Source organism: Pseudarthrobacter linnaei, assembly GCF_055412825.1.
In genome coordinates, this window is record NZ_JBVAYX010000007.1 from 71,773 (window position 1) to 96,129 (window position 24,357).

General features: G+C 66.2%; 20 protein-coding genes. 5 read left to right on the top strand and 15 right to left on the bottom strand.

Going from position 1 to position 24,357, the window contains the following annotated elements:
• Positions 1–28: 28 nt before the first annotated feature.
• The 6 genes from iolD to ACZYZ3_RS09010 form a co-directional block, all read right to left on the bottom strand.
• On the bottom strand, positions 29–1,957 hold the full coding sequence (gene iolD, locus ACZYZ3_RS08985; RefSeq protein ID WP_463963479.1) for a 3D-(3,5/4)-trihydroxycyclohexane-1,2-dione acylhydrolase (decyclizing): 1,929 nt from the start codon (positions 1,955–1,957) through the stop codon (positions 29–31).
• 39 nt (positions 1,958–1,996) lie between these two features.
• Positions 1,997–2,965: a Cgl0159 family (beta/alpha)8-fold protein gene (locus tag ACZYZ3_RS08990; protein WP_463963480.1), complete on the bottom strand. Its 969-nt coding sequence runs from the start codon at positions 2,963–2,965 to the stop codon at positions 1,997–1,999.
• Positions 2,962–3,963: a 5-dehydro-2-deoxygluconokinase gene (gene iolC, locus ACZYZ3_RS08995; RefSeq protein WP_463963481.1), complete on the bottom strand. Its 1,002-nt coding sequence runs from the start codon at positions 3,961–3,963 to the stop codon at positions 2,962–2,964. Before iolC ends, ACZYZ3_RS08990 begins: the two co-directional genes overlap by 4 nt.
• A 216-nt stretch (positions 3,964–4,179) precedes the next feature.
• Positions 4,180–4,584 carry a tautomerase family protein gene (locus ACZYZ3_RS09000; protein WP_463963482.1) on the bottom strand — a complete coding sequence of 135 codons (405 nt, stop codon included), beginning with the start codon at positions 4,582–4,584 and terminating at the stop codon, positions 4,180–4,182.
• Positions 4,585–4,758: 174 nt separating this feature from the next.
• Positions 4,759–5,991 (bottom strand): alkaline phosphatase family protein, encoded by a 1,233-nt coding sequence (locus tag ACZYZ3_RS09005; RefSeq protein ID WP_463963588.1) that lies wholly within the window; start codon positions 5,989–5,991, stop codon positions 4,759–4,761.
• 83 nt (positions 5,992–6,074) lie between these two features.
• Complete coding sequence (locus ACZYZ3_RS09010) at positions 6,075–7,718, bottom strand: alkaline phosphatase D family protein (protein ID WP_463963483.1); 1,644 nt, start codon at positions 7,716–7,718, stop codon at positions 6,075–6,077.
• A gap of 216 nt (positions 7,719–7,934) precedes the next feature.
• Here ACZYZ3_RS09010 and ACZYZ3_RS09015 point away from each other — a divergent pair, with 216 nt between their 5' ends.
• Both ACZYZ3_RS09015 and ACZYZ3_RS09020 read left to right on the top strand, forming a co-directional pair.
• Positions 7,935–8,297 carry an ArsR/SmtB family transcription factor gene (locus tag ACZYZ3_RS09015; RefSeq protein ID WP_463963589.1) on the top strand — a complete coding sequence of 121 codons (363 nt, stop codon included), beginning with the start codon at positions 7,935–7,937 and terminating at the stop codon, positions 8,295–8,297.
• Entirely contained in the window at positions 8,294–8,776 is a 483-nt protein-coding gene (locus ACZYZ3_RS09020) for an SRPBCC family protein (protein ID WP_463963484.1), read from the top strand. Before ACZYZ3_RS09015 ends, ACZYZ3_RS09020 begins: the two co-directional genes overlap by 4 nt.
• A gap of 216 nt (positions 8,777–8,992) precedes the next feature.
• On the opposite strand, the gene sucD is transcribed toward ACZYZ3_RS09020, so the two are convergent.
• From sucD to ACZYZ3_RS09045, 5 genes are all read right to left on the bottom strand, one after another.
• Entirely contained in the window at positions 8,993–9,895 is a 903-nt protein-coding gene (sucD, locus tag ACZYZ3_RS09025; protein WP_463963485.1) for a succinate--CoA ligase subunit alpha, read from the bottom strand.
• 11 nt (positions 9,896–9,906) lie between these two features.
• Complete coding sequence (gene sucC, locus ACZYZ3_RS09030) at positions 9,907–11,076, bottom strand: ADP-forming succinate--CoA ligase subunit beta (protein ID WP_463963486.1); 1,170 nt, start codon at positions 11,074–11,076, stop codon at positions 9,907–9,909.
• 225 nt (positions 11,077–11,301) lie between these two features.
• The gene (locus ACZYZ3_RS09035; RefSeq protein WP_463963487.1) at positions 11,302–12,009 is read right to left on the bottom strand and encodes a hypothetical protein; all 708 of its coding nucleotides are present in this window, start codon (positions 12,007–12,009) and stop codon (positions 11,302–11,304) included.
• A gap of 116 nt (positions 12,010–12,125) precedes the next feature.
• The gene (gene pcrA / locus ACZYZ3_RS09040; RefSeq protein WP_463963488.1) at positions 12,126–14,648 is read right to left on the bottom strand and encodes a DNA helicase PcrA; all 2,523 of its coding nucleotides are present in this window, start codon (positions 14,646–14,648) and stop codon (positions 12,126–12,128) included.
• A gap of 189 nt (positions 14,649–14,837) precedes the next feature.
• Positions 14,838–15,692, bottom strand: coding sequence for an inositol monophosphatase family protein (locus ACZYZ3_RS09045; RefSeq protein ID WP_463963489.1), 855 nt, complete (start codon positions 15,690–15,692; stop codon positions 14,838–14,840).
• 114 nt (positions 15,693–15,806) lie between these two features.
• Between ACZYZ3_RS09045 and ACZYZ3_RS09050 the strand changes: the two genes are divergently transcribed.
• Positions 15,807–16,460, top strand: a complete 654-nt coding sequence (locus ACZYZ3_RS09050) for a hypothetical protein (protein WP_463963490.1) — start codon at positions 15,807–15,809, stop codon at positions 16,458–16,460.
• Between the two features lie 196 nt (positions 16,461–16,656).
• Here the strand turns inward: ACZYZ3_RS09050 and ACZYZ3_RS09055 are convergent, their stop codons facing one another.
• Positions 16,657–17,679, bottom strand: coding sequence for a hypothetical protein (locus tag ACZYZ3_RS09055; protein ID WP_463963491.1), 1,023 nt, complete (start codon positions 17,677–17,679; stop codon positions 16,657–16,659).
• 210 nt (positions 17,680–17,889) lie between these two features.
• On the opposite strand from ACZYZ3_RS09055, the gene ACZYZ3_RS09060 reads away from it, so the two are divergent.
• Positions 17,890–18,042 carry a hypothetical protein gene (locus tag ACZYZ3_RS09060; RefSeq protein ID WP_463963492.1) on the top strand — a complete coding sequence of 51 codons (153 nt, stop codon included), beginning with the start codon at positions 17,890–17,892 and terminating at the stop codon, positions 18,040–18,042.
• 134 nt (positions 18,043–18,176) lie between these two features.
• Here ACZYZ3_RS09060 and ACZYZ3_RS09065 read toward each other — a convergent pair whose 3' ends face one another.
• The 3 genes from ACZYZ3_RS09065 to ACZYZ3_RS09075 are packed head-to-tail and all read right to left on the bottom strand — an operon-like array spanning position 18,177 to position 22,490.
• Positions 18,177–19,709 (bottom strand): putative bifunctional diguanylate cyclase/phosphodiesterase, encoded by a 1,533-nt coding sequence (locus ACZYZ3_RS09065; RefSeq protein WP_463963493.1) that lies wholly within the window; start codon positions 19,707–19,709, stop codon positions 18,177–18,179.
• The gene (locus ACZYZ3_RS09070) at positions 19,699–20,148 is read right to left on the bottom strand and encodes a DUF7793 family protein (protein ID WP_463963494.1); all 450 of its coding nucleotides are present in this window, start codon (positions 20,146–20,148) and stop codon (positions 19,699–19,701) included. The genes ACZYZ3_RS09065 and ACZYZ3_RS09070 overlap by 11 nt, the downstream gene beginning before the upstream one ends.
• Positions 20,145–22,490 carry a glycosyltransferase family 2 protein gene (locus ACZYZ3_RS09075; protein ID WP_463963495.1) on the bottom strand — a complete coding sequence of 782 codons (2,346 nt, stop codon included), beginning with the start codon at positions 22,488–22,490 and terminating at the stop codon, positions 20,145–20,147. Before ACZYZ3_RS09075 ends, ACZYZ3_RS09070 begins: the two co-directional genes overlap by 4 nt.
• Positions 22,491–22,758: 268 nt before the next feature.
• On the opposite strand from ACZYZ3_RS09075, the gene ACZYZ3_RS09080 reads away from it, so the two are divergent.
• Positions 22,759–24,282, top strand: coding sequence for a chitinase (locus ACZYZ3_RS09080; RefSeq protein ID WP_463963496.1), 1,524 nt, complete (start codon positions 22,759–22,761; stop codon positions 24,280–24,282).
• Positions 24,283–24,357: the final 75 nt, after the last annotated feature.

Genomic DNA, 24,357 nt, shown 5'->3' on the forward strand with positions numbered 1-24,357 from the left:
GGTATCTGGGAGGGCTTCGGGAGCCGGGTCAGCCGAGCAGCTTGCGCTGGCGGCTCTTGTGGTCGACGTAGGTCTGGAAGGCCTGTTTCGTGGAGTCGAGCTCGGAGACCTGGGAGACCGGGACGTCCCACCAGGACTCGGAGCTGGGGGCGTCCAGCAGCGGGTCGGATTCGACGTGGATGAGGATCGGGCCGCCGCGTTCGGGCGCCGCTTTGGCGTCGCGGACGGCCTGTTCTATTTCCGCGATGACCTTCTCCCCCGGTTCGATCCGGATCACCTTCACGCCGAGGCTTTCGGCGTTCAGGGCCAGGTCCACCGGGAGCCGCTCGCCGTCGTCGAAGCTGTGCTGGGCCTCGTCCAGGGCGCGGTACTGGGTACCGAACCGCTGCGAGCCAAGGGATTCGGAGAGCGAGCCGATCGAGGCGTAGCCGTGGTTCTGGATCAGGACCACGATCAGCTTGATCCGTTCGGCGACGGCGGTGACCAGTTCGGTGTGCATCATGAGGTAGGAACCGTCCCCCACCATCACAACGACGTCGCGCTGCGCCCCTCCCCTGCCGGCTTCGGCCAGCGCCGCGCGCTTGACGCCGAGGCCGCCGGGGATTTCGTAGCCCATGCAGGAGTAGGCGTATTCGACGTGGTACCCGAACGGGTCCCGGACGCGCCACATCTTATGCAGGTCACCCGGGAGGGACCCGGCGGCGCAGATGACCACGTCCTGCGCGTCCATGGCCCGGCTCGTGGCGCCGATGATCTCGTTCTGCGCCGGCAGCCCGGTGTTGCGGGTGTCGAAGGCCTCGTCCACGGTGGCGTCCCAGCGGGTCTTCTCGGCCGCGATCCGCTGCTCCAGGTCCGCGCCGACCCGGTAGCCGCCCAGGGCCTGATTCAGCTTGACCAGGGCCTTGCGGGCGTCCGCGACGATCGGCAGGGACGTGCCGTGCTTGTAGGCGTCGATCGCGGCGACGTTGATGTTGATGAACAACACGTCCGGGTTCTGGAACGCGGTCCGGGACGCGGTGGTGAAATCCTCATAACGCGTGCCGATCCCGATGATCAGGTCCGCGTCGGCGGCGATCGCGTTGGCCGCCGTCGTGCCGGTGGAGCCGATCGCGCCGAGGGAGAACTGGTGGTCCCAGGGCAGGACGCCGACGCCGGCCTGGGTGTTGCCCACCGGGATGCCGGTCAGCTCGACGAACCTCGCGAGCTCCTCGTTGGCGTAAGCGTAGAGGACGCCGCCGCCGGCGATGATGAGCGGGCGCTTGGCGGCACGGATCGCGTCGGCGGCCCGGCGGATGTCCTCGTGGTCGGCGTCCGGGCGGCGGATCCGCCATTCGCGTTCGGCGAGGAATTCCCCGGGCACGTCGAAGGCCTCGGCCTGGACGTCCTGGGGCAGCGAGATGGTCACGGCGCCGGTCTCGGCCGGGTCCGTCAGCACCCGCAGGCCGTGGTGGAACGCGGAGAACAGCTGCTCGGGCCGGGTCACGCGGTCGAAGAACTTCGACAGCGGACGGAACGCGTCATTGACCGTGATGTCGTAGCCGTGGGGCTGCTCGAGCTGCTGCAGCACGGGGTCAGCGGCGCGGGTGGCGAAGGTGTCACTCGGCAGCAGGAGCACGGGCAGCCGATTGGTGGTGGCCAGCGCAGCGCCGGTGAGCAGGTTCGAGGAACCCGGCCCGATCGAGGTGCTGATCGCGAAGGTCTGCCGGCGCCGGGTGTGCCGGGCGTAGCCGACGGCCTGGTGCGCCTGGGCCTGTTCGTTCCGGCCCTGGTAGTACGGCATGATCGTCGGATCAAGCTGCTGGTACTGCTTGAGGGCCTGCCCGACGCCGGCGACGTTGCCGTGGCCGAAGATCCCGAAGGTGCCCGGGATCAGCCGTTCCCGGAAGTCCTGGCCGCCGATCGAATCGACGGTGTACTGCTGGGACAGGTATTCCACGACCGCCTGCGCGACGGTCATTCTGCGTGTTCCTGAGGCAGTTCTGGTTCCCATGGGACGTTACTCCGATACTTCTGCGGCGCGGGTGGATGCGGTGCGGGCGGATGTGGTGTGGTGCAGCAGCGACGCGGCGGTTGCCACGGTACCGGCCACGTCGCCGTCCTGCGGGTAGAGCAGGGTCCGGCCTACGGTGAGTCCCTGGACGCCCGGCAGCGCGAGGGCTGCTTCCCAGCTCGCGAAGACGTCGTCCTGGCTGCTGTCCGGGTCCCCGCCCAGGAGCACGGTGGGCATGGTGGTGGAGGCCATGACTCGTTCCATTTCTGCCACCACCGGCAGCTTCATCCAGGTATAGGCGCTGGTGGAGCCAAGGCCTTCGGCGATCGCGACGGATTTGATGACGGCGTTGGTGGAGAGGTCGTTGCGGACCCGGCCGTTCTCCCAGATGGACAGGAACGGCTCCACCATGGCGATGAGCTTGCGCCCGGCGAGGGAGTCGATCGCCTTGGCGGTGGCTTCCAGGGTGGCGACGGTGTCCGGGTCGCCCAGGCAGATGCGCGTGAGCATCTTGCCGCCGTCGGCTCCCAGCGCCTCGAGGGCCGCAGCGGTGTGGCCGGTGAAGCGGTCATCGAGTTCATTGACCAGACCGGAGAGCCCGCCGCGGTTCATCGAGCCGAAGATCAGCTTGCCCTCGAGCGCGCCGAGCAGGAGCAGGTCGTCCATGATGTCCGGGGAGGCCAGCACGCCGTCGACGTCGGGATTGGCCAGGGCGATCCGGAGCCGGTCCAGGAGCTGGCGGCGGTCGGCCATCGCCACGGGGTCACTGCCCACGGCGAGGGCCCCGCGGGCCGGGTGGTCGGCGGCGACGATGAAGTTCTGCTTGCCGGCCTTGACGCCGGGGTGGCGGCGGCGGGCCGTCGCGGCGCGGGCGATCGCGTCGGGGTCCTCGAGCCGGATGATGCTCAGGTGTTCGTAGCGGCGGGGATCATCGTCCACCGCGAGGGCGGCGGCGGCGGCGGGGTTGACACTCACAGGGTCGCTCCTTCGGTGGCGTAGGTGCCCGGCACGAGACGGCCGCGTTCGGCGAGCAGGCCGGTGACTTCCTCCGGCGTCGGCATCGCGTCGGCGCAGGACAGCCGGGAGGCAACCAGCGCACCGGCGGCGTTGGCGAAGTCCAGGACCTGCGCGAGCGGCCAGCCGGAGAGCAGACCATGGCAGAACGCCCCGCCGAAGGAGTCGCCGGCGCCCAGGCCGTTGACGGTCTTCACCGGCACCGGGGCGGAGACGACGCGCTCGGTGCGGGTCTTGGCCATGACGCCGTCGGGGCCGAGCTTGACGACGGCGATCTCGACGCCGGCGGCGAGCAGCCGGTCCGCCTGCTCGTCCGGAGTGCCTTCGCCGACGGCGACGGCGCATTCCCTGTCGTTGCCGATGGCCACGGTGACGTGCGGGAGGATCCTGGCGACCTGTTTCCGGGCTTCAGGTTCGGAGGCCCAGAACATCGGCCGGTAGTCGAGGTCCAGGATGGTGAACTGGCCCGGCTTCAGTCCGGTGCGGGGCCGCGCCTCGTGGGCCGCGAGGTGGGCGGTGCGGCTGGGTTCCTGGCAGAGGCCGGTGACGGTGGACCAGAAGATGCCGGCGTCCCTGATGGCGTCCAGGTCCAGCTCCTCGGCCTTGATCTGCAGGTCCGGGGCCGTGGGGAAGCGTCCGTAGAAGTAGAGCGGGAAGTCCTCCGGCGGCTTGATCGCGCAGAAGGTGACTGCGGTGGGCCATTCCTTGACCGCGGTGACGAACGAATCGTCCACGTTGAACTTCCGCAGTTCGCGGTGCAGGTAGCGGCCGAAGGCGTCGTCGCCGGTGCGGGTGATGACAGCGGTGCGGCGGCCGTGGCGGGCGGCAGCGACCGCCACGTTGGACGGAGAACCGCCGAGGTACTTTCCGAAGGACGAGACATCCTCCAGATCCACCCCGATGTCGTCCGGGTAGATATCAACGCTGATGCGCCCGATCGTGAGCAGTTCGTGGGTCACGGTGATCGCGGACCTTTCTGGTGTGAACTCGGTACCTTTGCGCAGCCTGAGCTTCGGTGCTTAGGAAGCCGGCGTGAGCCAGGCCACATCCACTACTCTGCCCTAGAATCCATGTACTGTCAAAGGTTTGTACTGACATATTTACAACTCGACACTGAGGGCCTGAATGCTCCCGTGGCGCAGCCGTTTTGGCGGCAGCCGGCGCATGCCTGCGGGCTACTTGCTGGGCACGCCCAGCTCGCCGGTGACGTACTGCGCCCGGCCGAAACCGAACGACCAGTCCCCCGCGGTGTTCTCGACATAGCCGATGAAGACATCCTCGCCGGCGACCCCGATGGCGGCCAGCCGTTCCGCAATGGCGGCAAACAGCGACTGCTTGGCCTCCTGGCTGCGCCCGGTCTGAGTGAAGATCTGAATCATCACCACATCCGGCGTCCGCTCGAAGCCGAGGCCGGCATCCTGGGCCAGGATCTGCCCCGTGGGATGTTCGGTCAGGACATGGAAGTAGTCCCGCTCCGGAATGCCATATTCGGCCACAATGGCGTCGTGGATTCCCCGACTGAGCGCCTGGAGCTGCTCCGGGGTCCGGCCCTGGTTGACGTCGATTCGCACGAGCGGCACTCGCTACTCCTTCATTAGTTTGTCCTGACATACTAACAAAGTTTGAGCGTAGGGTGCAAGACATTCTTCCGCCAAACACCAACGCGGGGTCACATCGCGCCCAGCCAGGGGCCTGGCATGGGCGCGATGTGACCCCGCGTTGGACTTGTCGGGAGCCCGGTGAGGCAAGCCGGGCTACCCGGCGAGAGCGGACCTCCGTGCGGTTCCGTCGTAGCCGCCAGCAGGGGGCTTCAGCCCGTAGATCCCGCCGATGGTCGGCGCGACGTCGGCGGTCCGGGCCGGCTCGGAGGACACCGCCCCCTTCACCACCAGCGGGCTGCCGCCGGAGACGAAGAACGGAATTGGCTCCGAGGCGGGGTGCCCGTGGTTGCCCGGGATGGGGTTGGATGCCACGTACGGATCAGAGAAACGCCAGCCCGCACGGCAGCAGGCCACCAGGTCCCCTGCCTCATCGCCCAGCCGGAGGTCCGCCGGTCTGTTCACCGACAGCACGCCCGCATGGGCGCTGACCAACTGTTCGACGGCGGCCAGTCCGGCCGCACGGTCCGGCTCGGGGCCGGTCCAGTAGAGCAGGTCCGCGCCGCCGTTCTGGGCAATCGTGATGTTCCGCTGCAGCTCCGGACGGGACTGGAGGATGAGGTTGATCGAGATGAGGTTGCTGGGGATGGACCAGTCCATGGAATGGTCGGCAAGCACCATCACCACGCTGGAGTCCCATTTGCCGGTGTTCTTCAGGTGGTCGATGAAACGGCCCACCTGCAGATCCGTGCCCGCCAGGGCGGTCTCACGCGCTGCCCGCAAGGTGGTTCCGGAAACGTCTGAGTGGCCGACGCGGTCGATGTCGCCCAAATTGGTGAACACAAAGTCCGGGTCCGGGCCGCTCACCATCGCCAGCAGGGCGTCCATGGTGGCGGCGTCGGGCGCATGGCCGGTCACCGGCAGCACCGGCTGGGGCTCCCACCGGTAGCTGGCGCGGGCACCGAAAATGCCGTACAAATACTTCTTGCTGAGCACCGATCCGGTCGTGACACCGCGCTCCTGCAGCCGCTCCAGCAGGGTCGGGAAGTGCAGGTCCGCGGGCCGGTCGAGGTCGCGGACCACGCCTTCGGCCCGGTCGAAGATGGCGTTGGCCGGCACGCCCGACCGGTCCGGGCGCACCCCCGTCATCATCATGACGTGGTTGGGAATGGTCTCCATCACCGGAAGCGAGCGTGCCGCAGGGAAATTGGTACCGGCATTGCGCAGTGCAGCCAGCCTCGGCGTGAGCGCGGGCGTGATCTCATCCGGCCGGCAGCCGTCCACCACCAGCACGTAGCTTCGGGTCCGGCCCGCGGCCGGGGCAGCCCAGGCTGTGCCCGACGCTGCTGAAAGGATGACGGCGGCCCCGCCGGCAGCGGCGATTTGCAGAAACTGCCGGCGTCCCGGCGTCGAAAGGCTGTTGCTGGCGGGTGCGCTTTTTCCCGCGGGCGCGCCCTGCTGCGGTGAACGGCTCACTGGAGTCCTCCCTGCGCCTGCGCGACCTTGCCGGTGCCGGCTCGGACATTGAATGATGTGGACAGTGTCGCGCCTGAGTTGGCGGAGGTGCGTTCGGCGAGGACATACCAGTCCATCCGGACGCCGGCCGCTGTTACCTCCAGGACGGAGTAACCGTGCGAGTCAAAATCCAGGTACTTGACGTGCGGGTTGGCCGCCCTAATAGCCTTCTCGACGGCGACGGATCCAGTCCGGGGCGGAACGTTCAGGATGTCGTCGAGGTTGTCGCTCGTGACAGAGGTGCAGACCAATTCCGCGGCCACGGAATCTCCGGTGGCCGGGTAGGTGGCCGGATCCGCGGGGATGTCGCAGGCCCAGCCGGAGTGGATGTCGCCGGTGAGGAACACGGTGTCCCTAACGGCGTTATCCCGTAGGTGGCGGACCACGCGGTTGCGGTCCACCTCATAGCCGTCCCACTGGTCCACGTTGTACGGCACGCCGCTGATGGTTGTTCCGCCCATCAGCTTTTGCACACCGACCAGCTCTGCGGTGCTCAGGGTCGAGGGAATGCGGACGGGCGCAATCATAACGGGGTTGCCCACCAGCTTCCACTGCGGGCCCGCAGACGCGAGGTTGCCCAGCAGCCAGTCCATCTGCGCGGCGCCCGTGATGGTGCGGGCGGGGCTGCTGACGGAGGGATCCGCACCGTTGGCGGCCTGCTGGTCACGGTAGGAGCGCAGATCCAGCATGGACAGGCTGGCCAGGGAGCCGAAGTCCAGTCGACGGTAGAGCTGGCCGCCCGGCTCGTAGCGCACGGGCATCCACTCGGCGTACGCCTGGTGGGCGGCGGCGAAGCGCTCACTCCAGACGCCTTCGGTGCCCTCGGTGTGGTTTTCGGCACCGCCCTGCCAGGCGTCGTTAGCCGATTCGTGGTCATCCCAGGTCACGATGAACGGCGCCGCCGCGTGCAGCGACTGGAGGTCGGGATCGGTCTTGTACTGCGCATGACGGCGGCGGTAGTGCCCCAGCCGGGTCATCTCGACGGCCGGATCGTGGGGACGGACCACCACGTCGCGGGCCTGATAGTCCCCCGGTGCGTACTCGTAGAGGTAGTCCCCCAGGTGAAGGACGGCGTCGAGGTCGCCCCGAGCGGCCAGATGGCGGTAGGAGGAGAAATAGCCCGCCTGCCAGTTCGCGCAGGAAACGACCCCGAATTTCAACCGGTCCACCACCGCCCCCGCCGCCGGTGCGGTCCGGGTGCGGCCTACAGGTGAGATCTCCGCCCCAAGCGTGAACCGGTACCAATAGCTCGTGGCGGGCAGCAGCCGACCTGCAACAACCTTCACGGTGTGGTCGCGGGCCGGGCCGGTGGCGGCCGTACCGCGGGCCACCACTTTCGTGAACGCTGCATCGGCGGAAATTTCCCAGCGGACGGAAACGTCCGGACCGGCACCGCTGCCGGGTAATGATTCCGGGGTGGGCGTGACGCGGGTCCACAGCAGCACGCTCCCCGGCATGGGATCTCCTGAGGCGATCCCGTGGCCAAAGGGGCCGGCTTGGGAGGCTGAAACCGCGTCCGCGGGAGCGCCGGTGGCCATTGTTCCGGCCACGGCGGCGATTCCTGCTGATCGCAGTACTTGACGACGAGTAAAGGTAGTCATGCCTTCCAGTATCCGGATGATTCCGCCACCAACCGGCGGTATGACGCCCGGTTAACCCGACGTTCGCCAAGTGTTCCCCGGCGGCGCAGTGCCCATTCCCGCCGTCAGAGCGATATGCCCCTTGCGTAGCTTCCGGCCTCGCTCTATCTTTAAACAACCATATGGTTGATCAATCTTTAGGTTGATTAGGAGCGACAAGGAGGTGTGGGGCACCCAGTGGACGAACGCGACGACTACCAGCTCGACTCGGCCTTCCTGGCCCTCGCCGACCCGGTCCGCCGCCGCATCATCTCCCGGCTCAGCCGGGGTCCGGCCACCGTAAATGAACTGGCGGAACCTTTCGCGATCACCAAGCAGGCGGTCTCGAAACACATCCAGGTCCTCGAGCAGGCACAGCTGGTCACGCGCACCCGTGACGCCCAGCGCCGGCCCGTCCACCTGAATCCCGCACGGCTGGAGGCGCTCACCGCATGGATCGACCAGTACCGGCTGGTCCGCGAGGGGCAGTTCCGCAGCCTTGACGCTGTGCTCCAATCAAACGCCGCGGTCCGCGGCACCCAGGCAAAGGACTCACCATGACCAACGCCCTGAAAATAGCTGTCCCGGAGAACCTGCCATTCATCGATTTCGAACGGGAGTTCGACTTTCCCGTCGCCGATGTCTTCCGGGCCCACAAGGACCCCGAGCTCATCGCCCAGTGGCTTGGCCCGCGCGGTCTCACCATCGACGTCGACCACTACGATTTCCGTACCGGCGGCACCTACCGCTACACCCACACCGGGCCGGACGGCGTGCCCTACACGTTCAACGGGGTCTTCCACACGGTCCGGGAGAACGAGTTCGCCATCCAGACCTTCGAGTTCGGCGGCTACCCGGACGTCGTCAGCATCGAGTTCCTGGCCTTCGAGGAACTGGACGGCGGACGCACCCTGCTGAAGGCCCACGGGGTCTATCCCAGCATGGAGGCCCGCGACGGGATGGCGCAGTCCGGCATGGAAGGCGGGTTGTCCGAGGGCTACGAGCGGCTCGACGAACTCCTCGCCGACGCCAAAGTCTGAGACCCCGCCTCGGCAGAGCGGCAAAGCGGTAGAGCGGTAGAGCGGCACGGCGGCACGGCGGCAAAGCACGACGGCGGCAGGCCACCTCCCCGGGGAAGGTGGCCTGCCGCCGTCGTGCTTAAACAAACAACGCGGGGTCACTTTCGGCCCATCCCAGCGAGTGGGACGGGCCGTAGGTGACCCCGCGTTGTGTTGGTGCTTGGTGGTGCTTCGGCCCTAGAGGGTTGCGAAGACCTCGCGCAGGAGCTTGGCGGTCTCGGACGGCGTCTTGCCGACCTTGACGCCGGCAGCCTCAAGGGCTTCCTTCTTGGCCTGGGCGGTGCCCGCGGAGCCTGAGACGATGGCGCCTGCGTGGCCCATGGTCTTGCCTTCCGGGGCGGTGAAGCCTGCGACGTAGCCAACAACCGGCTTGGTGACGTGCGCCTTGATGTAATCGGCGGCACGCTCTTCGGCGTCGCCGCCGATTTCGCCGATCATCACAATCGCTTTGGTTTCCGGGTCAGCTTCGAAGGCTTCGAGCGCATCGATGTGGGTGGTGCCGATGACCGGGTCGCCGCCGATGCCGATGGCGGTGGAGAAACCCAGGTCGCGCAGTTCGTACATCATCTGGTAGGTCAGGGTGCCTGACTTGGAGACGAGTCCGATCGGGCCCTTGCCCGTGATGTTTGCCGGGGTGATGCCAACGAGGGCCTCGCCGGGGGTGATGATGCCGGGGCAGTTCGGTCCGATGATGCGGGTGACCTGCTTGCCGTTGGCGTCGACCGTGGACTGTGCCAGGGCCCAGAACTCGGCAGAGTCCTGCACCGGCACGCCTTCGGTGATGACGACGACCAGGCCGATGCCGGCCTCGATGGCCTCAACGACGGCATCCTTCGTGAATGCCGGGGGGACGAAGACGATGGAGACGTCAGCGCCGGTCTCTGCCATGGCTTCCTTGACGGTGCCGAAGACGGTGATCTCGGTGTCGCCGTGCACGACCGTCGAGCCGGCCTTGCGGGCGTTGACGCCGCCGACAACGTTGGTGCCGGCCTTCAGCATCAGGGCGGTGTGCTTGGTGCCTTCGCCGCCGGTGATGCCCTGGACGATGACCTTGGAGTCCTTGTTCAGATAAATAGACATAGTCGAGTCCCTTACTTCGCTGCGTTGGCGAGCTCGGCAGCCTTGTCGGCGCCCTCGTCCATGGTGGCGGCCAGGGTAACCAGCGGGTGGTTGGCCTCGGCCAGGATGCGGCGGCCTTCCTCAACGTTGTTGCCGTCGAGGCGGACTACCAGCGGCTTGTTCGCGGAGTGGCCCAGCTCGGCCAGTGCACCGACGATGCCCTTGGCGACGGCGTCACAGGCGGTGATGCCGCCGAAGACGTTGACGAAGACGGACTTGACCTGCGGGTCGCCCAGGATGACGTCGAGGCCGGCTGCCATGACCTCGGCGGAAGCTCCACCGCCGATGTCCAGGAAGTTGGCGGGCTTGACGTTGCCGTGGTTCTCGCCGGCGTAGGCAACGACGTCGAGGGTGGACATGACCAGGCCGGCACCGTTACCGATGATGCCCACGGAGCCGTCCAGCTTGACGTAGTTGAGGTCCTGGGCCTTGGCCTTGGCCTCGAGCGGGTCAGCAGCATCCTTGTCTTCAAGGTGTGCGTGCTTGGGGTGGCGGAAGCCGGCGTTCTCGTCAAGGGAGACCTTGCCGTCGAGCGCAACGATGTCACCGCCGCCGGTCAGGACCAGCGGGTTGACCTCCACCAGGGTGGCGTCTTCCTTCTTGAAAACGTCCCAGAGCTTCAGGATGACGCTGGCGACTTTGCCGCGCAGTTCCTCGGCGAAGCCTGCAGCGGCGACGATTTCGTCGGCCTTGGCCTGGTCGATGCCGACGGCCGGGTCGATGGCGATCTTGGCCAGGGCGTCGGGACGCTCAACGGCGAGCTGCTCGATTTCCATGCCGCCTTCAACCGAGCACATGGCCAGGTAGTTGCGGTTGGCCCGGTCCAGAAGAACGGAGAAGTAGTATTCCTCGGCGATGTCCGCGCCCTGGGCGATCATCACGCGGTGGACGGTGTGACCCTTGATGTCCATCCCGAGGATGTTGGTGGAGTGTTCAAACGCCTCATCAGCGGTCTTGGCGACCTTGACGCCGCCGGCTTTGCCGCGGCCTCCGGCCTTGACCTGCGCCTTTACGACAGTTACGCCGCCGATTTTCTCGGCGGCTGCCTTTGCTTCTTCAGGGGTGTGCGCCACGATGCCAGCAAGCACGGGTACACCGTGCGCCTCGAACATATCGCGCGCCTGGTATTCAAACAGGTCCACGGTTTAGTGTCCTTCTACGTCGAAGTAGTTTCTGTACAGCCGGACCCCACGTTATCGCGGTTACCGGGCTGCGGAATAAACGCACCCTGCGACTGGCTTGGAAACGAGCCACACGGCGCAATGCTCCTCGTTCGAACTCTAGCCCTTCCTTGGGAGGGGCCCGCCCCAGAGTACCCCTTATGTGAGTAAGGACACTATTCTATGGAGCGTAGAAAAACCGCTAGATTACGGGGTTTTTGGAGCATCCGAAGGCCCCGGGGCGGCTGGTTTTCCGGCGTCGGAGATCAATTCGTAACTCTCGCGCGACACGAAGAATGCGACGCCAGCGGAGACGTTTCCGCAGGCGACTCCGCCATTGTAGGCCGAGCAGCGCAGTCCGTTGCGCTCCAGGTTTTGTCCCTCGCCGAGGACGGGGAGCTGGGATATGGGGCCCTTGCCGCTTCCCTGGGGTCCGGATTCGGCTTCCTGCTGTGTGACGCCGGAGCGGCATTCGCCGTAGCCGGCGCGCTCCGGGGTGAGCAGCGCGGCCCCGCCGAGGTAGCCCAGGCCCGTCCCGCCGCAGTTGTCCGTGATGTCCTTCGCGGCCGGCGCGGGGTAGGCCGCCAGCTCGCAGTGCGCCACCGGGACGGTCGCCAGTTTGTTGTTGGCGGGTTCGGCGTAGCCGTTCTGCTCATACGGCAGGTTCACGTGCTCGCCGCGGGCCGAGGTCAGGGAGCAGACCACGTTCCGGTCGTCGGTGACAAAGCTGAGGATGTCCTGGCCCACGGCATACGCGGCCGCGTCCGCGAGAGGCGCCTGCTTGAGCTGCTCGAGGGCAGGCAGCGGTGCGGGCGGGACATAGTCCGGGTCCTTCTGCGTGACGGTGCACGCCGTGGCCGCCAGCAGGATGAGGGCGGGCAGGATCCCCAGAAGTGTCCGTCGCATGGGCTCCATTATGCCTGCAAGGACGCGGGGCGCTGGCAGCCGCTGGCGTCAGCCCCCGACGCCTGGTGTCCCGCCGTCGTCGGATGCCGCCCCGCTGTCCCGGCGTGGGCAGGCGTCGAACCCGCTCAGGCGTCGAGCTTGGTCAGCGGGGCGTACCGGAGCAGGAGCCGCTTTTCGCCGATGCTGAACTTCACCTTCGCGACCATTTTGTCCCCCGCGCCCTCGACGGCCAGCACGGTGCCGTTGCCGAAGCTCGTGTGGTTGACCTTGTCGCCCACGCTGACCGCGACGATTTCCTTCTGCGGCTGCACGCGGTTCTTGGCGATGGCGGCAGGAACGTCAGCGTTGAAGCCGGCGGACGGGCTGGCCTCGGCCCCGCGGGCGGTGCCGGCGCCCCAAAAGGATCCGCCGTACCGGCTGGAGCCGATGGAGCCTCCGCCGCCCCAGCCGCCGCCCTGGCGGGTGGAGCCCTCGCGCTTCCACTCGACCAGCTCGGCGGGGATTTCCTCGATGAACTGGCTGGCGGGGTTGTACTGGCTCTGGCCCCACATGCTGCGCACCTCGGAGCGGGTCAGGTAGAGGCGTTTCCGTGCCCGGGTCAGGCCCACGTACGCCAGCCGGCGTTCCTCGGCGAGTTCCTTGGGGTCGGTGGCGGAGCGCTGGTGCGGGAACAGGCCGTGCTCCATGCCGGTCAGGAACACCACCGGGAACTCCAGCCCCTTGGCGGTGTGCAGGGTCATCAGGGTGACGACGCCGAGCCGCTTGGCTTCGGCGACGGCGGCGGCCAGCTGGTCGGGGCTGCCCGCCGGGGCGTCCGGGATCTGGTCGGCGTCGGCGACGAGGGACACACCCTCCAGGAAGGCCTCGAGCGTACCCTCGGGATTGTCGCGCTCGTATTCACGCACGACGGCGACGAGTTCCGCGAGGTTCTCCACCCGGGACTCGTCCTGCGGGTCGGTGCTGGACCGAAGGGTGGCGAGGTAGCCGGTCTGTTCCAGGACGGCCTCCAGGGCCGCGGCGGCGCCGGAACCGGAGGCCACCTCGGCGAGGTCGTCCAGAAGTTTCACGAAGCCCTGGACCGCGTTGACGGAACGGGTGGCCATGCCGGGGGCCTCGTCGGCGCGCCGGGCCGCGGCCATGAATGAGATCCGGTCGCGCTGTGCGAGGGAAGCCACGGCGCCCTCGGCCCGGTCGCCGATGCCGCGTTTGGGCTCGTTCAGGATGCGGCGCAGGTTGACGTCGTCGTCCGGGTTGACCAGGACCCGCAGGTAGGCGAGCGCGTCCTTGATTTCCTTGCGCTCGTAGAAGCGGGTGCCGCCGACCACCTTGTACGGCAGTCCGACGCGGACCAGGACATCCTCGATCGATCGGGACTGGGCGTTGGTGCGGTAGAAAATCGCGACGTCGCCGGGGCGAAGGTCGCCCTCGTCCTGCAGGCGGTCGATTTCCTTGGCGATGAACTGGGCTTCGTCGTGCTCGTTCTCACCGACATAGCCGATGATCTTCTCGCCGTCGCCTTCCGCGGTCCACAGCCGCTTTTCGGGCCGGTTGGGGTTGCGGGAGATGACCGAGTTGGCGGCGCTGAGGATGGTCTGGGTGGAGCGGTAGTTCTGCTCGAGCTTGATGGTGCGGGCGTCCGGGTAGTCCTTCTCGAACTCCACGATGTTGCGGATGTCGGCGCCGCGGAAGGCGTAGATGGACTGGTCCGAGTCGCCGACGACGGTCAGCTCGGCCGCGCCGGGGCCTTCGCCCACGATCTCGCGCACCAGCGCGTACTGGGCGTGGTTGGTGTCCTGGTATTCGTCCACGAGTACGTGCCGGAAACGGCGTCGGTAGGACTCGGCGAGCGCAGGGAAGGCGCGGAACATGTAGACCGTCTCGGCGATCAGGTCATCGAAGTCCATGGCGTTGGCCTGGCGCAGCCGCTGCGTGTAGCCCTTGAAAACTTCGGCGACGGACTGTTCGAAAGGGTCGTTGTGGTTGGCGCTGGAGGAGTAGCTGTCCGCGTCGATCAGTTCGTTCTTGAGCGCCGAAATCTTGTGCTGGATCGCTTTGGGGGCGAAGCGCTTCGGATCAATGTCCAGGTTCTTGGCCACGAGTGTGATGAGGCGCAGCGAGTCAGCGGAGTCGTAGATGGAGAAGTTGGAGTTCAGGCCGACGTTCTTGGCTTCGCGGCGCAGGATCCGGACGCAGGAGGAGTGGAAGGTGGAGACCCACATGGTCTTGGCCCGGGGGCCAACGAGGGCTTCGACCCGCTCCCGCATTTCGGCGGCAGCCTTGTTGGTGAAGGTGATGGCCAGGATCTCGCCGTGGTGCGCGCGCCGCGTGGCGATCAGGTAGCCGATCCGGTTGCTGAGCACCCGGGTCTTGCCCGAGCCGGCGCCGGCGACGATCAGCAGGGCGCTGCCGGCGTGCTTGACGGCCTCTTCCTGCTGCGGGTTCAGCCCCTCGAGCAGCTCAGCCGCGCCCGGGAGGCTGTGGTGGTCCGCGTTTCCTGCAGGATTGTCTCCGTGGACGCTGTGGGGCCCCGGACCTCCCGCGGCGTGCAGGGTCGCAGTCCCTGTTCCCGCGGGCGTTTTCGTGTTCGCAGCCTTCTTCGAGGCAGCTTGGAAGGGTCCGTCGGCGTAGGGGTCAAACAACATATCCATGGTGTTAACAAGTCTAGGCGGTGCCACTGACGCCGGCGTCCGCCCCCTCGGGACATGCCCTCCCCTGCCCAGGGCCACTGGACATACGGCCAGTATGCCCATGCCACGCGGCCAACCATGAGCATGTCCCGCGGCGGGCGACGCGAAGAATGGGCATGCCCGCTAAGCCCGGGTGTTATCCGCCCCGACCTACCCCGCGGAGCCTGATTCCAGGGCGGCGCGGAGCTGCCGGACCGCCGTCGTGCCTCCGGCGACGAACCAGTCGAGTCCGTTGACCCGGACGACGTCGGCGGCACCGCCGGCTGCAAGGACAATCGCCTGGCCCGGCAGCCAATCCCATTCCGGGCAGCTGTGCTGGAACCAGCAGCCCAGTCCGCCATCGGCTACCCGGCTGAGGTCACAGGACCCGGAGCCGAACATGCGCAGCGCGGCGGCGGAGGTAGCGGCGGCGTGCCAGGGCATCGCGCACATCGGGTCGGCGAGCCAGGTGGGGTGGATGTACGTTGCGGCGCCAAGTTCGGACAGCGGGGTGTTTGAACGGCCTCCCGGAACGCCATCCGGACCGAAGGTGGTGAGCCGTTCGCCGTTGAGCGTGGAGGGGCGGCCTGTTCCGCCGAGCCAGAGCTTGTCCTCCTCCGGCTGGTAAATCCCGCCGAGCAGCACTCCGGAAGGGTCCTTGAGGGCAATGGCGGAGCACCAGTACGTGGAGCCGTGCAGGAAGTTGTAGGTCCCGTCGACGGGGTCGATTACCCAGGTCCTGCCGCTGGTACCCGCCACGGAGGCGCCCTCTTCGCCGAGGATGCCGTCGTCGGGCCGGCAGCGCTGGAGCTGTTCGAGCACGTAGGCCTCGGCCGCGTGGTCCGCGGCCGTGACGACGTCGGAAACAGACGTCTTTTGCCGGCCTTCCAGCCCGGCCTGGCGCATGAGCAGCGCCAGGGTCCCGGCCTCGCGCACGAGGGCCTCGGCGAGCTGATAGTCGTCCAGGGCGGGGTTGAGATCAGCGGTGCTGTGCCGGCCGAGCCGGTGCTTTCCTAGTTCGGTCACGCGCTCCAGCCTATCGGCGCCCGCCGGCAGTGAACAGGCTGCAGTGAACAGGCGGCTGTCCGACCGGCGCTCGGCCGCGCCTGCCTCCCGGTCGGGACGGGCGATAATGGTGCCATGGCCAAGACACCCGCACAGCGAATGAAGAAGCACGGCGCCAACGCCGTCGTCCCCCAGCACCACCTGCCGTCGGTGATCAACCCCAGCACCAGCCGGACGCCGCAGAAGGCGCAGAACAACAGCAACCTGATCCTGATAGCCGGTGTCGTGGCGAGCCTGTTCCTGTTCTGGTACGTCCATCTGCTCACCCTGGACCAGCTCACCCAGCTCAGCGGCGGCATGGCCATGCCGGACTCCCTGTTCGGGGGCTTCGACCTGGGCTTTGTGGAGCAACTGCGCCTCGCGATGGACGAGGCTGCCCGCGGCCAGCTCAACTACGTGCACAAGACGGCCGGCACCCTCTTCCCGCTGATCTTCGGCTTCACCTGGCTGCTGCTGATCGGCACGAACGTGGCACGCAAGGGACTGCGCTGGGCGCTTTGGGCCGTACCCCTGCTCTTCGCGGCCGTCCGGCTGTGGGGCAACGCGGCCATCGACTCGATGATGTCGGCAGACACCGTCGACGCCGGCCAGGTTGCCCTGGCCTCGGGACTCACCATCGCAGGCTGGGTGCTGCTGGTGCTGAGCCTGGCGGTTGGCGGCGCCGCAGTGTTCCTGGGCCGCAAGCGGGCCTCAGCCGCAGCTCCCACCGCGGGACATGCCCAGCCCTAGTCGGAGCCACTGGACATAGTCCCACTATGTCCATCCGCCGCGGATCCCGGAGGGCATGCACATCCGTTCCACCGCGGGACATGCCCAGCCCTAGTCGGAGCCACTGGACATAGTCCCACTATGTCCATCCGCCGCGGCAGCAAGAGGCTGTGCTCAACGCGTCGGGCGACAGGCGGGCGGAGCTGACCCGCCGGGCTCATACCTCGGCTGTCAGGTACTCCCGGGCCTGGTCCGCACGCTGCTCTGCGCCGGCAGCCTCGAAGTGGTGGGCAGCCTTGAGCAGGTTCTGCTGGGCTGAAGCCATATCGCCCAGAGCCTTCTGTGCCCGTCCCAGCAATAGGCATGCTTCCCCTAAGGCCTGCGGCGGAAGCACGTCTACACGCTCGCAGACATCGTTCAGAAGTTGCACAGCCCCGGCCGGATCACTCGCCAGAAAATTCCAGTGGCCGCGATTCATCTTCTGCAAGAGGACGTTTTCTTCGCTTCCGCCGATGACGTCAGTGGCCAATTCGGCTCGTTCAATACACCTAAGCGTGGCCGAGTCGGCTAGATCGGCGGCCAGCCGCATCGCTGCAGAGGCATTGTTGAATCGGGCCCAAACCTCCAGGTTCCTTGCCGGAGAAAAGGTACTAGCTGCCAAGTCATGGAATCGCAGGCCTTCATCAACCCTGCTGCTGAGAAATGCCGCGTTGCCAATGGCCCAGTAAACGTTGCCCAGCAACTGATCGTCGACTTCAGGCGAGATTGCGCTGACCAGATTGAGGCTTTCGGTCCACGCCTCGTCAAGCCTGCCACTTTCACCAAGCGCAGCGATCAAAGCCAGGCTGGCCGTTACACTGACCTCATCGTCAGGGTCACCGGCCATCAGATTGGCGGCGGCCCTTGCTTCTTCAGCAGCCTTTTCCAGGAATCCCGCACCCTGCCACGCTTTGGACAGAAGGATTCTCGCCCTCGCCTGCAGCGGCACCCCGGCGGGGAGGGGTTGGCCTATGAGTTCTGAAGCGACACCTGCGCACTCCTCGAATAGTCCGGCAGCCAGCAGACTTTCCGCCTGGAAGAAAATCATGTTCCACCACGATTCGGTGTCCCCGGCTTTGAGGGCAATCTCCGCAGCACTGCGAGCACTACTGGCAGCGTCAATAAACCCATGGTTGGCCCAATGTTCCCGCGCCCGCAGCTCCGCGGTGACATAGGAGGGCGAGACGACGTTTTGTTGCATAGCTCAATTATCCGTTGCTACGGGGGACAAAAAGTACCAAGGGTGCAAGCATTTCCCGCGCAGTATTGCCACAGGAAATGCTCAGCTTCGCGCGAATAACACAGTTTTGAGGGTGCGGTGGCAATTGCTGCCTAACGGCGTGTCCTATGCCCCTATACTGAACTTGCATCACATGAGTCACGTCAGCCTCTTACGTATCAGGAGCCCTCCATGAAGAAAACCCTCGCAACTCTCCTCGTCGTTGGCGCACTTGCCACGGCAGGCTTCTCCGCCACGGCCGCAATCACTGCAAGCGGTGACAACTCGGGACAGACGTCGGTTGCAGCTCCGGGCTGGTGGCCCAACTCCACTCCGAAGTACTAGAAGTACTAGAAGTACTAGAAGTACGTCGGAGACAGTCCGAACGGCGGGTACTGGAAGGCGACTTCCAGCACCCGCCGTTCTTGCTTAAAACCCCGAATGACGCCTGAACAAACGATGCTGCCCCACGGCGCTGCCTACTCCCCCGGCGCCCCCGGGCTAATCAGCGCCTCGATCTTCGCCGCCGGCACGGGCCGGCTGAAGTAGTAGCCCTGCCCGCTCGCGCAGCCCAACCGAACCAGCTCTGCGGCCTGCTCCGCCGTCTCGATGCCCTCGGCAACAGCCTTAAGCCCGCAGGCGTCGATGAGATGCAGCACGGCCGCGACGAAATTGCTCTGTTCCTCGTCCGAGCCCAGCCCGGCGATCAGGCTCTTGTCGATCTTGACCACGTTGACGGGCAGTTTCCGCAGGTAGCTGATGGACGAGTAGCCGGTGCCGAAATCGTCGATTTCAAGCTGCACACCCAGACGCCGCAGCCCGCTCAGGGAGTACTGGTCCACGTCCCCGCCGTTGACGGCCATGGACTCCGTGAGCTCAACGATGAGGTTGGCGGCGTCCACCCCCGTTTCCCGGAGGATGTCGCGGACGTGATCGATCAGGTCGAGGTTCTGCAGCTCGGTCGTGGAGATGTTGACGCGCACATTAAAACTGTCGTCTACGCTCAGCTCCTGCTGCCAGCGCCGCAACTGGCGCACGGCCTTCCGCAGGACCCAGTGCCCCAGGTCCACGATCATCCCCGTCTCTTCAGCCAGCGGGATGAACGAATCGGGCATCAGCAGGCCACGCTCCGGGTGGTTCCAGCGCACCAGCGCTTCAACGCCTTCGATCCTGCCGGTCGCAAGTTCCACCACCGGCTGGTAATGCAGGGTGAGCTGGTCCTGGCGGATCGCCTCACGCAGTTCGGTGATCATGACGCTCTGGAGCCTGCGGGCATAGAGCAGTGCCGGTTCGAACACCTTGATGCTGCTGTGCGGCTGGGCCTTGGCGGCGTACATCGCGGTGTCCGCCTCCATGACCAGATCATCGACTGACTGCCCTGGCTCTGCCACCCGCAGCCCGATGCTGGTGCCGCAGGTAATGCGGAGGTCCCCGATTTCCAGGCTCTCGCCGAGGGCCTTGAGGATCCTATTGGCGACCCGGCGGGCCCTCACCAGATTGGACTTCGGCAGCATGACGGCAAACTCGTCACCGCCGAGACGGGCGACCGTGTCCGTATCGCGGACGGCCTCCTGCAGCCGCCGCGAGATCACGCGGAGGACGTCGTCGCCGGCGCTGTGGCCCAAAGTATCGTTGATGCCCTTAAACGAGTCGAGATCGAGGACCAGCAGTGCCGGCGGCAATTCGCCCCGACTAGTCTCCGCAAGGGCGTGGCTCAGGACCGAGTTGAGCGCCGTCCTGTTGGCCAGCTGGGTCAACGGGTCGGTCAGCGCCATCCGTTCGAGCTCGACCTGCGCCTCGCGCAGCATCGCCGTCCGGCTTTCGACGCGTTCCTCGAGTTCCTGGTAAATGGTCTGCAGGTCATCTGCCATCAGGTTGATCCCGGCAATGACCGCGGCTACGTCGTCCCTGGCACCGGAGGGCGGAATCCGCGTAGTCAGGTCGCCACCCGCGATGCGGACAATGCCTTCAACGAGGGCGTGCAGCCGGGGGTCCGGAGGATCAGTGTTCACTCGTGTAGTGCCCTAACCAGTCAATAGCCTCAGCCTCGGACATAAAGAACCGCGCGGGGATGGTTTCGGTCTTCGACCGCAGCAGGTAATGCGCGATCACCCGGTCGACAGGGCTTTCACCCACGAGGGCAAAAGCGGACGCCGCGATCGAGGTCACGTAGACGTGACGCGCCTCGACACTGACACCCACCACACCCGTGATGACCAGCAGCACAGGCACACGCCGGCCGTTGGCCAGTGCCCGGACCGCTGCCCCGGCGATGCGGGCCTCGGGACCCGCGATTTCCTCGTTGGCGGGAAGCACTACTTCGATGATGCCGCCCTCGCGCAGGCGGACAAAGATGGGCGAACCGCCCGGCGTAGGCGGGTCGGAAAATGCCGGTTCCGGTGCTTTCTCGGGCGTCAGCTCACCGGGCCCGGCCAGGGCGTCGATGCTCAACGGATGGAAATTCGGCGACGGCGGTCGGCGGATCCGCGGAGATCCCGGTTCAACCGTCGGTCGCCGTGATAGAGAATGGTCTCCCAGTCGACTTCTTCGGCTGTCTTTTCAACCACGAGGCTCTCCTTCGCTGTCTTCGGCCGCGGACTGACGTATAGCCAGTTGACCACACCGAGGGACACATCCACCACAGAGTTGAACACTCCGATGTAGGCACGGATTGCCCCGGCAGCCAAGACAGCGTTCAGCAAGGCAAATGCCACGTTGCCCCAGTTTCCCAGTTGGGCGTCGCGCCAGATGGTCAGCAGGGAGAACGCAACGATCGCGTAGGGGGTGATGACGTAGATGGCCGGCGCGGCTGTGCGGTCCTTGACCTTGGGAGTGCGGGCGAATGGAATCTTGTCACCGGTGACTGCCTGCTGCAGCGACTTGAGCACGCCTGCGAGGTTCACCGGAAGCAGGACGAGGTTGAACCCGTAGATGCGCAGAATGTCACTGAAGCGGTGCCCGCAGTCACGCAGATCGCTGCCCATGGCCAGGAAGTAGGGCAGCGCAGCGAGGAACACGATGGGGCTGAGCAGCCGGCTGTCGTAGGGGTACGCCAGCAGGAACAGCAAGCCGAAGCTCGCCCACGCGATGGACGCCATGTAGTTGACGCGCAAGAGGACCTCGCGGAACAGGATTTTTCGGCGCTCGGAACGGCTCTGGAGGAGTTGGGCCCAGAGCTTGGGCAGGATCAGGAGTCCGCCGTTGGCCCAGCGGCGGCGCTGGACCACCAGGGAGCCGAAATCCGGCGGCGTGGCGCTGTAGCTGAGGCGCTCCGGGTAGTTGACCAGGGTCCAGCCGTGCTGGCCGAGGTCAATGCTGGACTCCGTGTCTTCGATGACTGTGCGGTCCTGGATGTAGGTCCGGATTTCGAAGGCGCCGTTGGTCTCGACCTCGACGATGTCCTCGAGCGCCCGTTTCCGGATGACGGCGTTCGCGCCGACCCAGAATGTGGCTCCGTAGTAGGTCATTCCCTGGTGGAGGATGTGCTGCAGGTCCGTTGTGGCCCCGGCGACGCGTTCGATCCGGGTGGGTGCCCCGCGGAAGGAGGAGTACGGCGTCTGGGTCACGGCAACCTGTTCGTTACCTGCCGATTCGAGGAAGTACACCAGGCGGAGGCAGTAGTCGCGCAGGAGCAGCGAGTCTGCGTCGAGCGTCAGAAGGTAGGTGGTGTCCGGGAACTCCAGGACCCGGTCCGCACTTTCCAGCTCCGCATCGCCCTCGACTTTGCGCAGGACCGTGCCGTCGGCGGTAGCCTCTTCCCGCCATGAATGCCCCATCAGGGAAATGTAGGCATTGAGGTTCATCGCCTTGTTGGCCTCGTGGGAAAGGCTCGCGAACTTCTTTCGCTCGAATGTCTCCGTGGAGACGTTGAAGATCCAGGTCAGGCGCAGGTACAGCTCTTCACGCCGGGACCAGGACGGCGACGTGTTCTGCGCCAAGGCCGCGCTCAAGCCAACCAGGACCAGCCGCAGTTCCCGGGCCAGCCCCATCAGGACGAGGTCCACGAAGAACTCGTCGACGTGGTCGTCGACCTTCTCGCCGGCGGCCATTTCCTCCAGCCAGTCGGCAGCAGCCTCGTACTCGGTGATCAGCAGCGCCAGCTCGGCGGCCTGGTTAGGAGCGTCCGTCTTCGCACGGCGACGGGCTTCCTCCAGGGAGGCATTGAACCGTGCCGCGGGAGCACTCATCGCCGAGGAAATTTCCGCCGTCAGGGCCCGGGTCTTTTCCAACTTGGCAAGGTCAGCGGAGTCCGTGGGGTGCGGCGGGTCGTCGACCAGCAGGACAACTTTGAGGTCAGGGAATTCCTGGAGCGCCGCAGACCACAGCGTGGCCCGCACCACTTGGGGCTCTTCGGCATAGGACGGCACCAGCACTGTGATGCCTTCGGCATACTCGCTGAAGTGGCGGTCCAATTCCCCCCGCGGAACCCGTAAATGGTCCCGGAACCGATAAAGGGCACCTTGCCGGGCCATCAGGTACATTAGCGCCGAAAATGTCAGGAATGTTACGACAATCAGATAGGAAGCCGTCTCAAATTGGAACCTGAATCCGGCATTTGGATTGTCGGCCAGCTCCCGCAGGATAGTCGAAATGACATAAGTGACCCAAGCGAGCAGAGTGGTGAGAATGCCCAGCCGGCCCAGAATTATCTTCCGGCGTGACGGCCGCGGGTGAACGATCGAAAGCGGCTCGGACCGCCGTTCAGCTCCCCATTGACGGCGGCGCACCGCGCCTTTCTGCTCGGCGGGGCCGCTCTCTGTGTCCGGGCGCGGCAAGACTAACTGATCAGACATGTGGTCCCCATAGACTGCAAAGTCGGCTTTCGGCGTGCGCAAATGTCAAATCGCGCCCGGCACACCGGAGAGTTCCAGTGAGTGCCCTTATGATAATGCAAGGTCAGACCGTTGCCGGACATCAGACACCCCGGAATATCGCGAACTGATCCCGATGGCCGGCAGGTGCCCGGCGGTTCACTAAAAGACATAAGGGGGCCCTGTGTCCGCAAGATTCCCAGGCCGTAAATTATCGGTCGTCCGACTGGGCGTTCTTATCGGAGTCGTCGTGGCGGTCACCGCCGGAGGCGTCACCGCGTGGGGCAACTTCAAAGACGTGAAGGCAGCGGAAGCTATTCCGTCCATCTTTTCCGGCTATGTGGACGTCACGGCGACTCCCCGGTACGCCTTTGAGGAACCGGTTTCCAAGGAAGCTGAAAACGTACAATTGTCCTTCATCGTGGCTGACGCCCGCGATGCCTGCACCCCAAGTTGGGGCGCCTTCTACTCGCTCGACGAGGCCGGATCCGCCCTGGACCTGGACCGGAGGGTGGCCCGCCTTCAGCAGCTGGGCGGGACGGTATCGGTCTCCTTCGGCGGCTTGACCAACAACGAACTGGCCACCGGTTGCACCGACGTGGGCAAGCTCGAAGCCGCGTACCGCACCGTGGTGGACCGTTACAACGTCAGCAGCATCGATCTTGACATCGAGGGCGGCGCCCTCAGCGACGTCGACTCGCTCGACCGGCGCGCGGCTGCGGTCACCGCACTCCAGCAGGACCGCCGCTCCGGCGGCAGGGATCTCGCTGTCTGGCTGACCCTGCCGGTTGACCCCAACGGCTTGACGACGGCGGGCAGCGACGCCGTGCGCCGGATGATCGCCGCGGGGACGGACCTCGCAGGGGTAAACATCATGACCATGGACTATGGCGGAAGCCGGCTTCCGGACCGATCGATGTACGAGAATGCCGTCTCGGCTGCGGAGGCCACCCACCGGCAGCTGACCGAAGTCTACAAAGCCGCCGGCACCGAACTCGGTAGCGAAACCGTGTGGCGCAAGATCGGACTGACGCCGATGATCGGCCAGAACGACATCGCCGGCGAAATCTTCACGCTCAAGGACGCGGAGGAACTCAGTGGGTACGCGAGCGCCAAGGGCATCGGCCGGGTCTCCATGTGGTCCCTGAACCGTGACCGGACCTGCAGCCCCAACTACCCCGACGTCAAGCAGGTTTCCGACGGCTGCAGCGGTGTGGAACAGGGCGCGGCCACGTTCGCGACGATCCTCGGCGCTGGCGTCACGGGCCCGTCCGTCAGCCCTGCAGCGCCGGCAGCTTCCGCGCAGCCCACCACGATCGCCGATGATCCGTCCACCAGCCCGTATCCGATCTGGAACGAAGCCACCGCCTACACCACCGGCGAACGAATCGTCTGGCATTCCCATGTCTACGAAGCCAAATGGTGGACACGCGCCGAGGCCCCGGACAACCCAGTACTTCAGGGCGCCGCAACGCCGTGGCGCATCATCGGCCCGGTCCTGCCGGGCGACAAACCGACCCCCCAGCTCACCGCCCCCGCCGGCACCGCGCCGCAGTGGGAGCCGGCCACGGTCTACCGCAAGGGCGACCGGGTGCTCTTTGAGGGCCGGGTCTATGAAGCCAAGTGGTGGACCCAGACGGACAGCCCCGAAGCAGCCATGCAGGGCGCCCCGGAGTCGCCGTGGGCAAAGCTGCGTGACGAGGAGCTCGCAAAGCTGATGGCGGCACCGACTGCGGCACCCACACCGGCACCGACACCCGCACCGACGCCCTAGCCTTTCGGGGCCGCGGAACGCGTCCCGGGCGGGCGTCCGGATCGCCTCCGCGGCCCTCCATGCCTGGCCCCCCGC

Coding starts and splice junctions, on each gene's coding strand:
- iolD (WP_463963479.1), bottom strand. CDS start 1,957: ATGACCGTCGCGCAGGCGGTCGTGGAATACCTGTCCCAGCAGTACACC.
- ACZYZ3_RS09010 (WP_463963483.1), bottom strand. CDS start 7,718: ATGACTACCTTTACTCGTCGTCAAGTACTGCGATCAGCAGGAATCGCC.
- ACZYZ3_RS09020 (WP_463963484.1), top strand. CDS start 8,294: ATGACCAACGCCCTGAAAATAGCTGTCCCGGAGAACCTGCCATTCATC.
- sucD (WP_463963485.1), bottom strand. CDS start 9,895: ATGTCTATTTATCTGAACAAGGACTCCAAGGTCATCGTCCAGGGCATC.
- ACZYZ3_RS09035 (WP_463963487.1), bottom strand. CDS start 12,009: ATGGAGCCCATGCGACGGACACTTCTGGGGATCCTGCCCGCCCTCATC.
- pcrA (WP_463963488.1), bottom strand. CDS start 14,648: ATGGATATGTTGTTTGACCCCTACGCCGACGGACCCTTCCAAGCTGCC.
- ACZYZ3_RS09050 (WP_463963490.1), top strand. CDS start 15,807: ATGGCCAAGACACCCGCACAGCGAATGAAGAAGCACGGCGCCAACGCC.
- ACZYZ3_RS09055 (WP_463963491.1), bottom strand. CDS start 17,679: ATGCAACAAAACGTCGTCTCGCCCTCCTATGTCACCGCGGAGCTGCGG.
- ACZYZ3_RS09060 (WP_463963492.1), top strand. CDS start 17,890: ATGAAGAAAACCCTCGCAACTCTCCTCGTCGTTGGCGCACTTGCCACG.
- ACZYZ3_RS09075 (WP_463963495.1), bottom strand. CDS start 22,490: ATGTCTGATCAGTTAGTCTTGCCGCGCCCGGACACAGAGAGCGGCCCC.